The organism is Actinokineospora bangkokensis, assembly GCF_001940455.1.
In the GTDB taxonomy this organism is placed as follows: Bacteria; Actinomycetota; Actinomycetes; order Mycobacteriales; family Pseudonocardiaceae; genus Actinokineospora; species Actinokineospora bangkokensis.
The window spans coordinates 216,268-230,127 of record NZ_MKQR01000018.1 but is presented as its reverse complement, the minus strand read 5'-3'; the positions used below and the strand labels follow the sequence as shown (position 1 = coordinate 230,127).

At 69.3% G+C, this 13,860-nt stretch carries 13 protein-coding genes and 1 tRNA gene; 9 read left to right on the top strand and 5 right to left on the bottom strand.

Annotated features, from left to right (window positions below):
- Nucleotides 1–59 precede the first annotated feature (59 nt).
- Both BJP25_RS19295 and BJP25_RS19290 read right to left on the bottom strand, forming a co-directional pair.
- On the bottom strand, nucleotides 60–881 hold the full coding sequence (locus BJP25_RS19295) for a PhzF family phenazine biosynthesis protein (RefSeq protein WP_075976368.1): 822 nt from the start codon (nucleotides 879–881) through the stop codon (nucleotides 60–62).
- Between the two features lie 48 nt (nucleotides 882–929).
- Complete coding sequence (locus BJP25_RS19290; RefSeq protein WP_075976367.1) at nucleotides 930–1,628, bottom strand: DJ-1/PfpI family protein; 699 nt, start codon at nucleotides 1,626–1,628, stop codon at nucleotides 930–932.
- 130 nt (nucleotides 1,629–1,758) lie between these two features.
- Here BJP25_RS19290 and cmk point away from each other — a divergent pair, with 130 nt between their 5' ends.
- Genes cmk through der form a run of 3 tightly spaced genes read left to right on the top strand, consistent with a single transcriptional unit; the run spans nucleotide 1,759 to nucleotide 4,588 of the window.
- A complete protein-coding gene (cmk, locus tag BJP25_RS19285; protein WP_233158156.1) occupies nucleotides 1,759–2,487 on the top strand; it encodes a (d)CMP kinase in 729 nt (242 codons plus the stop codon).
- Nucleotides 2,484–3,155 (top strand): lysophospholipid acyltransferase family protein, encoded by a 672-nt coding sequence (locus BJP25_RS19280; RefSeq protein ID WP_075976365.1) that lies wholly within the window; start codon nucleotides 2,484–2,486, stop codon nucleotides 3,153–3,155. The genes cmk and BJP25_RS19280 overlap by 4 nt, the downstream gene beginning before the upstream one ends.
- The gene (der, locus tag BJP25_RS19275; protein WP_075976364.1) at nucleotides 3,152–4,588 is read left to right on the top strand and encodes a ribosome biogenesis GTPase Der; all 1,437 of its coding nucleotides are present in this window, start codon (nucleotides 3,152–3,154) and stop codon (nucleotides 4,586–4,588) included. The genes BJP25_RS19280 and der overlap by 4 nt, the downstream gene beginning before the upstream one ends.
- A gap of 84 nt (nucleotides 4,589–4,672) precedes the next feature.
- Here der and BJP25_RS19270 read toward each other — a convergent pair whose 3' ends face one another.
- Nucleotides 4,673–5,473, bottom strand: a complete 801-nt coding sequence (locus BJP25_RS19270) for an alpha/beta fold hydrolase (protein ID WP_075976442.1) — start codon at nucleotides 5,471–5,473, stop codon at nucleotides 4,673–4,675.
- Nucleotides 5,474–5,605: 132 nt separating this feature from the next.
- Between BJP25_RS19270 and BJP25_RS19265 the strand changes: the two genes are divergently transcribed.
- The 4 genes from BJP25_RS19265 to BJP25_RS36580 all read left to right on the top strand — a co-directional run bounded on the left by BJP25_RS19265 (nucleotide 5,606) and on the right by BJP25_RS36580 (nucleotide 9,269).
- A tRNA-Pro gene (locus tag BJP25_RS19265) sits at nucleotides 5,606–5,679 on the top strand.
- Between the two features lie 595 nt (nucleotides 5,680–6,274).
- Nucleotides 6,275–6,655, top strand: a complete 381-nt coding sequence (locus BJP25_RS19260) for an effector-associated constant component EACC1 (RefSeq protein WP_075976363.1) — start codon at nucleotides 6,275–6,277, stop codon at nucleotides 6,653–6,655.
- A 3-nt stretch (nucleotides 6,656–6,658) separates the two neighbouring features.
- Nucleotides 6,659–8,578, top strand: a complete 1,920-nt coding sequence (locus BJP25_RS19255) for a caspase, EACC1-associated type (protein WP_075976362.1) — start codon at nucleotides 6,659–6,661, stop codon at nucleotides 8,576–8,578.
- Nucleotides 8,579–9,086: 508 nt separating this feature from the next.
- The gene (locus BJP25_RS36580) at nucleotides 9,087–9,269 is read left to right on the top strand and encodes a helix-turn-helix domain-containing protein (RefSeq protein ID WP_075976361.1); all 183 of its coding nucleotides are present in this window, start codon (nucleotides 9,087–9,089) and stop codon (nucleotides 9,267–9,269) included.
- A 660-nt stretch (nucleotides 9,270–9,929) separates the two neighbouring features.
- Here the strand turns inward: BJP25_RS36580 and BJP25_RS35070 are convergent.
- The gene (locus BJP25_RS35070; RefSeq protein WP_143219191.1) at nucleotides 9,930–10,061 is read right to left on the bottom strand and encodes a response regulator transcription factor; all 132 of its coding nucleotides are present in this window, start codon (nucleotides 10,059–10,061) and stop codon (nucleotides 9,930–9,932) included.
- 183 nt (nucleotides 10,062–10,244) lie between these two features.
- Nucleotides 10,245–10,469, bottom strand: a complete 225-nt coding sequence (locus BJP25_RS19245; RefSeq protein WP_075976360.1) for a hypothetical protein — start codon at nucleotides 10,467–10,469, stop codon at nucleotides 10,245–10,247.
- Between the two features lie 1,034 nt (nucleotides 10,470–11,503).
- On the opposite strand from BJP25_RS19245, the gene BJP25_RS19240 reads away from it, so the two are divergent.
- Nucleotides 11,504–12,325, top strand: coding sequence for a hypothetical protein (locus tag BJP25_RS19240; protein ID WP_075976359.1), 822 nt, complete (start codon nucleotides 11,504–11,506; stop codon nucleotides 12,323–12,325).
- Nucleotides 12,318–13,613, top strand: a complete 1,296-nt coding sequence (locus BJP25_RS19235; RefSeq protein WP_075976358.1) for an XRE family transcriptional regulator — start codon at nucleotides 12,318–12,320, stop codon at nucleotides 13,611–13,613. The genes BJP25_RS19240 and BJP25_RS19235 overlap by 8 nt, the downstream gene beginning before the upstream one ends.
- Nucleotides 13,614–13,860: the final 247 nt, after the last annotated feature.

The following is a 13,860-nucleotide window of genomic DNA, read 5'->3' as shown; positions in this document are numbered from 1 at the left end:
GCCCGGTGCCGCGGCTGGTCGGGCGGGTCGGGCGGGTCGGGCGGGTCGGGCGGGTCGCCTCACAGCGGCACGGCGGCACCGGTCACCGCGATGCCGCCCACCGGCCCCACGGACACCTCGATCAGCGCGGCCCGCCCCATGTCCTGCCCCTGGTGCAGCACGAACCGCGCGGGCACCTCCACCAACCCCAACTCCCGCAGGTACCCCCCGAGCGCGGCCGCGGCGGCGCCCGTGGCCGGGTCCTCCACCACACCACCCGGCGGGAACGGGTTGCGCGCGTGGAACACCCCAGCGGATTCCCGGTGCACCAGGGCCACCGTCGTCCACCCGCGCTCGGCCATCAGCGCGCTCAGCGCGTCGAAGTCGTACTCCAGGTCGGCCAACCGCTCCCGGGTGCGCGCGGCCACCACGGGGTGCCACGCCCCCGCGTAGGCGACCCGCACCGGCAGCCCCGGGTCCAGGTCGGCGGCCGACCACCCCAACGCGGTCAGCAGCGGCTCCACGTCGTCCAGCGGCGCCAACCGGGGCTCCACGCTCACCAACGTGGCCGACACCACCCCGTCGCGCTCGCTGGAGGTCACCACCACCGGCCCCGCGGCCGTCTGCAAGCGCAGCTCGCCCACACCGTGCTCGTGCGCGTGGGCGACCGCGGTGGCGATGGTGGCGTGCCCGCAGAACGGCACCTCCGCCAACGGCGAGAAGTACCGGATCCGCAGGTCACGGCCTTGCCCGCCGACCACGAACGCGGTCTCGGAGAACCCGACGGCCGCCGCCACCCGCTGCAGGTCCGCCTCGGGCGCGCCCGCGGCGTCGAGGACGACACCGGCGGGGTTGCCGCCCGCGGGGTCGGTGGTGAACGCGGTGTAGGTCAGCGGCTGCATGAACCCGTTCTACCAGGCGAAACGATGCCGATCAGTCGATTTCCGCGCCTACCGCGTCCACACCGTCCCCCGCGCCTGGTACTCCAGCATCGTCTCCACGTGCACGGCCGCGTCCGCGCCCAGTTCCCGCTTGACCAGGTGCAGCCCGAGGTCCAACCCGCTGGTGATGCCCCCGGCCGTCACCAGGTCGCCGTCGTCGACGACGCGGGCGTCCTTGACCACACCGCCCTGGGCGCGCAGGTCGGCCACCGCGCCGTGGTGGGTCGTGCACGGCCTGCCCCGGGTGATGCCCGCCGCGGACAGCAGCAGCGCCCCCGTGCACAGCGACGCCATCGTCAGCCCGCGCCTGCGGGCCGCCGCCAGGGCCCTGGGCAGGGCGCCGTCCTTGATCTCCGCCCAGATCCCGGGCCCGTCCGGCCTGCCGTACCCGCCGCCGGGGACGACGAGGACGTCCGCCTCCCGGGGCGCCCACCCCGCGTCGACCTGCACCTTCGTGCCCCAGGCCGCCGTCACCACCCCCGGGCCCGCCAACCGCGCGTACGTCACGGTCAGCCCGCCAGGGGCGTGCATGCCCGCGGCGGAGAACACCTCGTACGGGCCGATGAAGTCCTGCTCCTCGACCCCGTCGAACAGCACCACCTGCACCCGCAGCGGCCGGGCCACCGCCTGCGCCGCGGCCGGGGTGGCCGCCGCCGGCCCCACCGCCGCGGCCGCCGCGGCGCCCCGCAGGAATGCACGTCGTCTCATGGGGAACTCCGCTCCGCGTCCGGGTGCTCACGTCCCCCCACAGGTCGTCCGGCGGGGGCGCGCAGTTCCCCGCCCGAGGGGGCCAGGCAGAATGGGCCCCCGCGTGCACCGGCAGTGGAGGAGGGCAGCGGTGGCACAGGGCGAGCTGCGCGGGGTCGTGGCGATGGACGGACCGTCGGGAACGGGCAAGTCCACCGTGGCCAGGGGCCTGGCGTCGGCGCTCGGCGCGGGCTACCTCGACACCGGCGCGATGTACCGGGCGGTGACCCTGGCCGTGCTGCGCGCCGGGACCGACCCCGCCGACGGCGCGGCGGTGCTGCGCGTGGCCGAGGGCGTCGACCTGGGCATCGGCACCGACCCGGCGGACCGGGCGGTCACCCTCGGCGGCGAGGACGTCAGCGCCGAGATCCGCGGCCCGCAGGTCACCGCCGCGGTGTCGGCGGTCTCGGCGGTGGCGGGCGTGCGCGACCTGCTCGTGGCCCGCCAGCGCCTGGTCATCAGCGAGACCAGGGCCCGCTCCGGCGGCATCGTCGTCGAGGGCCGCGACATCGGCACCGTGGTCGCCCCGGACGCCCCGCTCAAGGTCTACCTCACCGCCTCGGCCGACGCCCGCGCCGCGCGCCGCTCGGCCCAGGACGCCCGCGAGGGTCGCACCTCCACTGTGGACGCCACCAGGGCGGACGTGGAGCGCCGGGACACCTTCGACTCCACCCGCGCGGTGTCCCCGCTGCGCCCGGCCGTCGACGCCATCGAGGTCGACACCACCGACCTGGGCGTCGAGGCCGTGCTGGAGCGGCTGCTGGCGGTCGTGCGCGAGCGCGGCCTGGGCGCGGCGGTGCCCGGGGCGGCGGGGGCGTGAGCCGCGAGCAGGTGCTCGACCTGCCGGTCGGCGCCAAGCCCTGGCTGCACGAGCTGGGCAGGGTGGCCGGGCGGCTGGTGCACCGGCCCGCCTTCCGGGTGCGCTGGCACCACCTGGAGCGGGTGCCGCGCACCGGGCCGGTGGTGCTGGTCGCCAACCACAGCTCCCTGGTGGAGCCGCAGCTCATCTTCGGAATGCTGCCGCGGCGCGCGGTGTTCCTGGTCAAGAGCGAGCTGTTCACCGGCCCGCTCGGGTGGGCGCTGCGCGGGCTGGGCCAGATCCCGGTCCGCCGGGGCACCCCGGACCGGGCGCCGCTGATGGCGGCGGTGCGGGTGCTGCGCGGCGGCGGGCTCGTCGGGGTCTTCCCCGAGGGCACCCGCGGCGCAGGCGACGTCGACGCCGCCGAGCAGGGCGCCGCCTGGCTGGTGCGCACCACCGGCGCGGTGGTGCTGCCGGTGGCCACCCGCGGCACCCACCGACCCCCCGGCGCCCGCAGGCGCCTGCGCCCCGTCGTCGACCTGCTGGTCGGCGACCCGTTCGACCTGGCGGTCGGCAAGGGGCGCACCGGCCTGACCACGGCCACCGAGACCATCCGGGTCCGCCTCGCGGACCTGGTGCGCGAACTGGACGGGCAGCGCTCGTCCCGGCAGGACGAGGCGAGACGATGAGCGAGACCACGACCGGCGACACCGAGCCCTACGACGGCACCTGGAGCGACGAGTCCGACTGGGCGGCCCTGGAGGGCTTCGCCGTCGGCGACCAGGACGCCCCCGAGGCCGTCGAGGTCCCGGTGCTGGCCATCGTCGGCAGGCCCAACGTGGGCAAGTCGACGCTGGTCAACCGCATCCTGGGCCGCCGGGAGGCGGTCGTGCAGGACGTGCCGGGGGTGACCCGCGACCGGGTCACCTACGACGCGCTGTGGAACGGGCGCCGGTTCACCGTGATGGACACCGGCGGCTGGGAGCCGGGCCTGGAGGGCCTGCCCGCCGCCATCGCCGCGCAGGCCGAGTACGCCATGCAGCACGCCGACGCGGTGCTGGTCGTGGTGGACGCCACCGTCGGCGCCACGGCCACCGACGAGGCCGTCGCGCGGGTGCTGCGCCGCTCGAAGACCCCGGTGCTGCTGGTCGCGAACAAGGTCGACGACGAGCGCCTGCTCGCCGACGTCGCCGCGCTGTGGTCGCTGGGCCTGGGCGAGCCCTTCCCGGTCAGCGCCCTGCACGGGCGCAACTCCGGCGACCTGCTCGACGCCATCCTCGCCGCCCTGCCCGAGACCCCCCGCGAGGTCTTCGGCGCCCGCGGCGGCCCCCGCCGGGTCGCCCTGGTCGGCAAGCCCAACGTGGGCAAGTCCAGCCTGCTCAACCGCCTCACCGGCGAGGACCGCTCGGTGGTCGACTCGGTCGCGGGCACCACCGTCGACCCGGTCGACTCCCTGGTCGAGCTCGACGACCAGGTCTGGCGCTTCGTCGACACCGCGGGCCTGCGCAAGCGGGTCAACTTCGCCAGCGGCATGGAGTACTACGCCTCCCTGCGCACCAAGGCCGCCATCGAGTCCGCCGAGGTCGCCATCGTGCTCATCGACGCCGCCGAGCCCATCGCCGAGCAGGACCTGCGCGTGCTCACCATGGTCGTGGAGTCCGGCCGCGCCCTGGTCCTGGCCTTCAACAAGTGGGACCTGGTCGACGAGGACCGCCGCACCCAGCTGGAGAAGGAGCTCGACCGCGGCCTGGTCCGCGTCCCCTGGGCCGAGCGCGTCAACGTCTCCGCGCTCACCGGCCGCGCCGTGCGCAAGCTCGCCCCCGCCCTGCGCCGCGCCCTGGACTCCTGGGACACCCGGGTGCCCACCGGCCAGCTCAACTCCTGGCTCACCGACCTCATCGCCGCCACCCCACCCCCGGTCCGCGGCGGCAAGCAGCCCAAGGTCCTCTTCGCCACCCAGGCCCAGACCCGCCCGCCGACGTTCGTCCTGTTCACCTCCGGCTTCCTGGAGGCGGGCTACCGCCGCTTCATCGAGCGCAAGCTCCGCGAGCGCTTCGGCTTCCAGGGCTCCCCGGTCCGCATCTCGGTCCGGGTCAGGGAGAAGAAGCAGCGGAAGAAGTGATCGACCGGGCGGTCAGCCAGGCTCCCCGGAGGCGGGCTCGCGCTGCTCCACCGGGGCTTCGGTCACCGGGCGCCCCGGCGCTGATCAAGTGGAAGAAGCCACGAACGAAGTGACCAACCGCGCGGTCGCCTCGGGCTGCTCCCACCAGAACAGGTGACCGACCCCCTCCACCACCTCCAACCGAGCCCCGGGCACCAACGACGCCACGTGCCGCCCGTTGTCCACCCGGATCATCTCGTCCTCGGTCCCGTGCACCACCAACGTCGGCGCCACCACCCGCCCCAACCGCCCCACGGCGTCGTGCCCCAACGCGGCCCGCATCTGCATCCCGATCACCGCCGCGGGCACCTTCTGCGCCAACACCACCTCCACGAACTCCCGGAACGCCCCCTCCCGCCCCCGAAACCCCGGCGACAGGTTCACCTCGAACGCCACCCGCATCGCCGCCACCGCGTCCCGAGCAGCCGCAGCCTGAGCCATCCGCCCCGGCCCCGGCGCGTCCAGCGAACCCCCCTCCGGCCCCGCGTAGGTGCACCCCAACACCAACGCCCGCACCCGCTCCGGGAACCGGATCGCCATCTCCTGGGCCACCATCCCGCCCAGCGAGATCCCCAACACGTGCGCGCTCCCCACCCCCAGAGCGTCCATCACCCCCACCGCGTCCCGAGCCAGGTCCGCGGTGGAGAACTGCTCCTCAACCCGCCCCCCACCAGCAACCCCCCGGTGGTTGAACGCCACCACGTCGAACCGCTCCGCCAACAACCCCAAGAACCGCTCCCCCCACAACCCGTGGTGCCCCGCCATCCCCTGCACCAGCACCAACGGCTCCCCCCGCCCCCGCCGCACGTAGGTCAACCCCCGACCCCCGACCTGCACCGTCTCCATGGTCACCAAGGCTATGCCCCCCCGCCTCCGGGCACGCGCCCCACTCCCGGGGGCCGGTTGTGAGCCCCTGTGAGGGGTGCGCTAGTCTGTGTGAGCAGTCGCGAGAGCAACTGCGCGGTGAGTTCTGACCAGCGGGCTGTGGCGCAGTTTGGTAGCGCACTTGACTGGGGGTCAAGGGGTCGCAGGTTCAAATCCTGTCAGCCCGACGCTGAGTGGAGTCTTCGCAGGTGAGAGCCTGCGGAGGCTCCACTTTTTTGATCTTGATGCGTGCTCCCACACCGAGTGCAGCGCTCAGTGCCACCTTGACCTTGAGGTTGAGCACATGTCCTACGAGCCCGAGCCGCCCCTGCCCGTCGACCCGACGTGGTCACGCTACGTGATTGCATGGGACAGGTCGCTGCGCAGCAACAATAGGCCCAAGTCCACCCGCTGCACTACGAGCCGGGCGTGGTCCAGTTGGCGAACTTCTACCACTGGCTTGTCCGAGGGTGCCCCGGCTCGACGAACACATCTGTGAAACGCACCGCGAATTGGCGGACGAGCGGGAATCGCCTTTCACCGGCATCGATATCGCCGCAGCTGCGGAGGACCCGTGCGCGGTGACAAAGAGGTCAGTTCAGAATGAGTTTGCGGAGGCAGATGATTGAGCAGGCCAGCGACAGGATAGCCTGGTGGGCTTAGGCTCGACGTTCGGTGCTGACTTTGACACCGCCCATGGCGCTTGGCTCGCCAACGGTTACGGCGCGTTGACCGCGCTCTCACTCGGGTAACACTGGTGCACCGTCTGCCGACCTCCAAGCGATGGAACAGGCTGTGGAGGATGCGCGCGTGGAAACTCGTCTGATCTTTGATGGTGCTGATTCGGCTGCCACGCTGGCGTCGCTCAACGAGTGGCTGCGTCGGGCTGACGAACTGCGTGGCCGCGTCCGGGTGGTTCCGAGGGTGCCCGCTACCGGTGAGATGGGTGGTGCCATCGACATCTTGATCGTCGCCGCTGGAGCGGGCGGGGTGCTGACAGTCTTGGCGAAATCGCTGTCTGTGTGGCTCGCCAGGCCGCGGCGGTCGGTGACTGTGGCTGTCGAGCGGCCGGATGGCACTCGCGTCGAGATCACCGGTGACCACCTGAGGTCCGTCGGCGAACTCACCGAGCTCCTGGAAACCAGTCTCCACGACCAGGACTGACCGATGCTGCCCGACAAGTCCCGCTCGCACGCCGTCCTCATCGGTGCGAGCAGCTACGACAGTATGGCGCTTCCGGATCTGCCGTCGGTTGCCAACAACCTCACGGCGCTGCGGGCGGCACTGACCGAGCCAGAGCGTGGGGCGTTCGCGCCGGACCGATGCTTGGTAATCGAGAACCAGGTCGACCAGGCCGGTGTGGCGCGGCAGCTGGCCGACGTGGCCGCGAGCGCCGAGGATGTCCTGCTCATCTACTACAGCGGCCATGGGCTGATCGGCACCCGTCGGCAGGAGCTGTTTCTGGGGCTGTCTGCCACCGACCCGGCCCGCCCGCAGTACTCCGCGCTGCCGTTCGCGTGGATTCGGGACGAGTTGCTGGACAGCGTCGCCACCACCAAGGTCCTCATCCTCGACTGTTGCTTCTCCGGGCTCGCGGTCGACGGGTTCCTCGCCGATCAAGACGCATTAATGCAGGGCCAGTTCGGTGTGCGAGGCACATACACGCTAGCAGCGACCCCGGCGAACATGGTCGCGCTCGCACCGCCCGGCGCCGAACACACTGCGTTCTCTGGTGAGTTGTTGGCGCTACTCCGCGAGGGCGTGCCCGAGGGGCCGCCGGAGCTCAACCTGGAGTTCATCTACCAACGCCTGGCCCGTCGTATGCGCGAGGAGGGCTGGCCTACTCCGAAGCAGTACGGCACCGACAACGTCCTGCGGTTGGCGTTGGCCCGCAACGCCGCATTTGTCCCGCCAAAGTCAACATCGGCGGAGCCCGCGTTGCTGGCTCTCCCCGCGACCGCGTCGACCGGACGCAGGCCCTTCATGACCATTGCAGTGCTGGGACAGACTGGTCACGGCAAGACGACGCTGACCGTGGCGATCACCAAGGTCCTGCACGACGAGGACACGCGCGACGAGATCAGTGCGGGCTACCAGCACGACGTCCACCGCGGTCTCTCGATCAGCCTCGCGCACGTCGGGTACGAGACCGACCGGACCCGGTTTGACCACGTCGTCTTTCGCAGCCATGCCGACTACGTCAAGAATGTGGTTACCGGCGTGGTCCGGCCGGATGCCGTAATCCTTGCCGTCTCCGCCTTGGACGGACCGCTCCCAGAGACTTTTGTCCAGCTCCAACTCGCTCGGCAGGCTGGGGTTCCGTCCGTCGTGGTCGCGTTGACCTTCGCCGACACCGCCATCGACCAGGAACTCACCGAGTTGGTCGAGCTAATGATCCGTGATCTGCTGGACGCCAACGGTTATTCCAGGCATGCGACGCCCGTGGTGCGTGTATCCGCCGAGGGTGCGCTGAAAGGCGAGCGAAGGTGGGTCCAATCCATGCGCGATCTGGTAACCACGCTCGAACAGCATGTGCCGGACCCGAATTGGGAGGCCAACCTCCCGTTTCGCCTCATGATCGAAAACCGCATCCCAGCCAGCGACTCAGGGGTCTTGATCACCGGGCAAATCCAGCAGGGCCGTGTCTATCCTGGCATGGCAGTCGAACTGGTAGGTACGCGTGAACGACCAGTACCTACGGTCGTGGAAAGCGTCGACAAATATCGGAAACTGATGAATAGGGCGGGCCCGGGCGAGAACGTCGCCCTGCTTTTCCGCGACGTACGTCGTAGGGACGTAGCGGGTGCGCAAATTGTCGCCCTATCAGGTTCGGTGGCCGCTCACATCGACTTCTATAGCTGTGTTTGCTTTCTTTCGGGCAACCGCCCAAAACGGGCTGACTTCTACTTTCATGGCGTTGAAATCTCCGGCTTGATTCGATTCTTACCCACCGATGACGCTAAATCTTCCTCGCGCGTCGGCGTTCGATTGGTGTCGTCGGTAGCTATGGCAGTTGGCGACCGTTTCACGGTCCGACAAGACGATAAAACGGTGGGTTTCGGTATGGTCACCGAGATCAACATTTGACTAGCTGTGAGGTCGCCGTCATCTGCGACCAGCGCCAACGCGTCCATCCCAGTGTCGGTTTCTGGTCTAGTGTTGCAATCTAGAAAGTTTAACCCGGAAATCGGGCTGATGAGGTGCGGTCCAGGCTGGTCGATCCACGTCGTGTGGGAGGTGGATCGTGGTCCGCAGATACTCGCCGGGTAGTTTTCGAAGAGAGGAGGGCTGGAGCTTGGGGCGGATTGCGCTGTCGGCGAAGGAACCGATTCTTAGCTTCAACCGGTCGATGTGTGGGGTAAGGGGTTACCTTGCCCGACTGGTGATCGGAGACTGTAATTTGGCGCGCAGAAACGTTTCGGAACCCGAGGACCGGGAAGTCTTTGCCCGGAAATTGGCGGGCTAGTCGTTCGTTCCGATGGATCGGCTTCTTGTCAGATGGTCGATGCGCTAGTCGTGAGAAATTGTCTGGACTAGCGACCGGAGGTGGTGTGGGGTCGGTATCCCGTATGCTTTTGCTTCCGAGGAAAGGGAGATGATCTCCCGTGAACCCGTCGCGGGGAGGTCATGTCGTGCAATCGCCGCGACGATGGGTCGTCATCATTCGATGGTGGCTCGGAAGGTAGCCCGCATGGCGGCCGGGACGGATACCCGGCGGTGGCCGCCCCGGCCGCGGCCCGGAACGACGGAGGTGGACCTGTCGGCAGGCGCAGGGTGAATTGGACGTCGAAATCGAACTGGATGCGCGCGCCGACCCGCCGTGGTGTGCGGCGATGTCGGCGACGATGGCCAACCTGAGGCCGTAGCGCCGCTGTCGCTCTGCCGGGCCGCCGGTGCTGGAGAAGGGGACGAAAACGTGGGGCATGACCAATCGGGTATCCCCGTGCCGTCGTCGGTGGCGGTCAACTCGATGTGATCGCGGTTTCAACTGACAGAAATTACCACTCGGTTGCTGGCATGGCGGGCGGCGTAGGAGTTGGCCATGGCGGTGCTCTCGGCCGCGGCTCTGGTGAACACCGTCGTCGGGCGCGCGGCGAGTGCGGATCAGTAGGGTGCGCTCGCGCTCGGAGAGCCGCTGCAGTACTCGGCCCGGCGCGACCGACCTGTTGTCGAGGTCCAGGTGTCCACCCGGCACCGCTTGGACCTGCGCGAGCTCGGTGTGGCGCCTGCGCCCACAGCAGCTCGTCGATGTTGAACGGTTTGCCCAGGTAGTCCCTCGGCACCTGAGTCCAAGCCCGCCACGCGGTCGGCGGGGTTTGCTCGGCGCCGAGAGCGCCAGAACCGGTGGCGATCCCGCGCGAGCGCAGCCTGACCAGCAGGTCCAGTCCGTCCACGGCGGGCAGTCCCCGGCCTAGTACCAGCACCGCGTACTGGCGGGTCAGCCCAGGCGCAGTCCACGGTGGCTGTCGTGGGTCAAGTCCACGGCATAGTCCTCCTCGACCAGCAGCCGTTCGAGCATGCTCTCGAAGACGCGGTCGTCCTCGACGACCAGGACAGCAGGTGGCTCCACACCACCAGTATCGCCCCCCGCGGGTCGATCTCCGCTCCCGAGAGCTTCCCAGATCCGGATCCCAGGATTACGGGCACACCAGTCCTTGGAGGGTTTGAGATGTGCAGGTCTTCGGGTTGCCGCTGCACCCGCTCGTCGTGCACGCCGTGGTCGTGCTCGTTCCGCTGGCCGTGGTCGCCGGCGTCAAGTGGCGAGGACTTGAAGCGCAACATCGCGGGCAGCGACTTGATCCGGGCCCACGCCCATCTCGGGGAGCAGCTGCTGAAGTTCGCCGCCGCGCTGGCCGTGCTCCTGCTCGACCGCCGTCGCGACGGCCCCGGCTCCGGCTCCGGCTCCGGCTCCGGCCAGTGCAGCCACTGCGGTGATGAGCAGATAGAGCAACACGGCCATGCCCTCGGTGAAGGCCACACTGGCGGAGCACGCCGTGCTGGAGCAGGGAGTCCTGGGTGCGCTGGGGCCGCGACCTCCTCCAGCAGCACACCCACCAGCCGGTGGTCCGTCTCCAGGTGAGTGCCCCCGTACGCGGCCGATTTTGAAAGGTGCGTGTGGGTATCGGCGTCATCGACTCCCTAGAGGGCGAGTTCGGCACGGTCGTCACCGGCGACCACACCCGCCTGGGGTTGGCCGACGGTCGGGGAGGAGGGCCGATCCAGGGTATGAAACAGCGTCAGGGGCCCCGCACTGGCCAGGAACGTGCTGTACACCGGCCCGGTGATCGAGAGTGTCACTGACTCGTTCGTCGCTGCCGCCCACCGCGGCGAGACCCGCAGGCCCGAACACCGCCCTGCGGGCGCGACGGACGCGGCGAGTCCTGGTTGCTGTTCGCCATCATGGCGATCCTCATGGTCCCGGGGCTAGTCTTCGTGCCGATCTAAGTCGTCGAGCGCAGGTAGCTGCTCAGCCTGCGGCCCGGCGGCCCATTCCCCGCTTGCCATGGCACCTCGCTGGCACGCAGTGTTCGCATACTTGTGACGACTGCGAACATCCGACTTCATAGCAGCAGGTCAAGCGAGACGTGAGGTCATTCTTTGCAGGCCTCGCAGAGTTGCGGGGGCTGCGAACGATGTGACCTCCGAACCCGTTCGGTTGCCTCCTACCGCCTCTTCGGGATTTCGACTTCCCCGGATGCCGTGCGTGCACGAGCACCGGGGCTGGTAGCAGCACCTTGTACCTAACCCGCCGGGGACCAGAACTTCCCTACACAGACTCGTCCGGGACGTACCGCCGCGGTTGACGATCCCGCCGAAGCGGTGTCGTTCAGGCCCAGCGGAGAAGCGCCCGCAGGTGGACTGCCTCAGGTGCAGTAGGTCGCCGGTCCTCGGCGGCATCGCTCGCACACCCTAGCGCCATGTGCGCACTTGACGTCGAGAACATTAGTGGTATTACTTGTACAGCGCCGGGAACGTAAGCAGATCCCGGGATGTCGCCTCACGGAGGTCGCAGTGAGCAGCGCCTGGTCTTCCACGCCGTGGTCGTTGTCGTTGTTCGGTGAGCTTGCCGAGTCTGTCGGTCGGGCGGTCCCGCTCGCGCTGCGGGAGGCCGAGCGCCGCGCGTTGGCCGGGCACGAGGCGATGGGCCTAACCTCCAAGGATGTGTACGGGCACTTGTGGCAGACCCAGCACGAGGAGTTGGTCCGTCACATCGGTGGACTGGATGGGGTCCGAACGATTCGACCCCGGGGCGCCCGTTACGACCTGCTCGTGGTGGGGGAGAACAACGTGATCCTCTACCCGTGGCGTTACGGCGATGACCTGCGTAAGAGCGTCGATCAGGCCAAGATGCGCATGTCGGAGGTGCGGCGCAACCTGCTCGACCTGACCCCGACGACCCCGGATGCGCAACTCAGCCTGGAGGAGGCCGACAAGTCCGAGGAGCAGTTGCGCACCGAGGCCGAGGAGGCCGAGCAGATCGTCGCTGACATGGCGACCGCAGGCAGGATGGTGTTGATCGCCTACGCCTCTAACCCCCAGTCCGGGCTTCTACGCATCTACTGGGGCGAGGCAACCCAGACCGACGAGTCGGGCCTGCTGAAGTGGTCTGTTCGCGAGCAGTTGCCGATCACCACCGAAGAGGGTGGGTTCGGCCGCGGCTGGGGTCCCGCACCGTCCCCCGTGCGTCCGGTTCCTCCCTCCACCGGTCCCGGCTCGGGCCCTCGGTTCGACGACGCGCCACTAGAGGAGCCGGTACTGGGTGTGCGACCGCCATTGACCTCACCCGACACCGACCCGAACGCACCCCAGCCGGGAACAGGAAGCGATGACTGACCAGCTGCACTTGCACCTCCCCGGTGAAGACAATGACGGTGACGCGCTCGGGTTGGCCGAGGTGGCGCGGGTGTTCGACCCCGCCCGCCTGACCCAGGCGAGGTGCCTGGCTGGGCTCACCAAGGCCGCGCTGGCCGCCGCGGTGGGAGTCACCCCCGCTGCGGTGAGCCAGTGGGAGGCGCGCACCACTCCGCCCCGGCCCGATCACCTGCTCAAGCTCTCCGAGATCCTCGACATGCCGATCGGCTTCTTCGCCTTGGGGCGACCGCACGCCCGGCTCGATGCCGCCACCGCGCACTTCCGCAGTCTGCGTTCGACCCGCGCGTCCCAGCGCGCGAAGGCCGTGGCGTTCGTCGAGCAGGTCTGGGAGCTGGCCCACGCACTCGAGCAGCGCATCCAGTTGCCCGCCGTCGACCTGCCCGGCTTCGACACCCACATAATTGCCGAGGACGTCCCCGCCGACCCGGCCACCGCCGCCCGGCTTCTGCGCGAACGCTGGAACCTCAGCAACAGACCCATCGCGCACCTGGTCCGCACGATGGAGACCAAAGGCATTGTGGTGACCACCGTGCCCTTCGCCGGGGACGAAACCTCCAGGATCGACGCGTTCTCCACCTCACACCTGCCCCGACCCCTGGTCGTGCTCACCCCCGACCGCGCAGACGATGTCTTCCGGCAGCGCTTCACCGCCGCCCACGAACTCGGCCACCTGCTGCTACATCGCAACAGCTCCGCGGGCGACCCCAGCCACGAACACGAGGCCAATGTTTTCGCCGCCGAGTTCCTCACCCCCGCGGCCACCATCGCCGACCTGCTCCCCAGCAGGGTCGACTTCCACACCCTTGCTGAACTCAGCCGCGTCTGGGGCGTGTCGATCAAGTCGCTGATCTACCGGGCCCGCGAGCTTGGCGTCATCTCCGACGCCAGCGCCCGCCGCGCCTACCAGCGACTCAACAGCCTCACCGGAGTCGGTCTGTTCGCGCCCGAACCCGCCGCCAACTACCCCGGTGAGACTGCCAGCCTGCTCAGTAAAGCCTTTGACCTCGCCCACCATCACGGCCTGCTCACCTTCGCTGACCTCGCACGCGAACTGCACTGGCGAGCCCCCCGCCTACGCCTGCTGCTTGGGCAACCCGTCGACAAACCCACCTTGCGGTTGATCACCGACACGACGGACGCGCAGAAGCGTGCCCGAGCAGATGCTCTTAGCCGCCGCCCCGGATACGGACCGGTCACCGGAGAACCCGATGGTCAAAGCGCCGCAGGAGATGCGGAACAGGCGCCATGAGGGCATTACGCACGCCGAGCCTGCGTTGGAGCAAACACAACTGGACGTCCACTTCGACGTGCCTCGCGGGCACGACCAAGAGGCCGTGCACATCGCAGCGACGAAGAAGTAGATGACGACGGCTACTGTTAAGGCAGCACGCGAGATGGCCATGGTGGCCGTACACCGGGGCGACCGGCGAACATCAACCTAGCCACCGCCGTGGTGGCCGCTGCGTCGGCCCCCCATCCTGCTGCGGTGGCGGCGA

Coding starts and splice junctions, on each gene's coding strand:
- BJP25_RS19295 (WP_075976368.1), bottom strand. CDS start 881: ATGCAGCCGCTGACCTACACCGCGTTCACCACCGACCCCGCGGGCGGC.
- BJP25_RS19290 (WP_075976367.1), bottom strand. CDS start 1,628: ATGAGACGACGTGCATTCCTGCGGGGCGCCGCGGCGGCCGCGGCGGTG.
- der (WP_075976364.1), top strand. CDS start 3,152: ATGAGCGAGACCACGACCGGCGACACCGAGCCCTACGACGGCACCTGG.
- BJP25_RS19270 (WP_075976442.1), bottom strand. CDS start 5,473: ATGGAGACGGTGCAGGTCGGGGGTCGGGGGTTGACCTACGTGCGGCGG.
- BJP25_RS19260 (WP_075976363.1), top strand. CDS start 6,275: ATGGAACAGGCTGTGGAGGATGCGCGCGTGGAAACTCGTCTGATCTTT.
- BJP25_RS19255 (WP_075976362.1), top strand. CDS start 6,659: ATGCTGCCCGACAAGTCCCGCTCGCACGCCGTCCTCATCGGTGCGAGC.
- BJP25_RS36580 (WP_075976361.1), top strand. CDS start 9,087: ATGATCTCCCGTGAACCCGTCGCGGGGAGGTCATGTCGTGCAATCGCC.
- BJP25_RS19235 (WP_075976358.1), top strand. CDS start 12,318: ATGACTGACCAGCTGCACTTGCACCTCCCCGGTGAAGACAATGACGGT.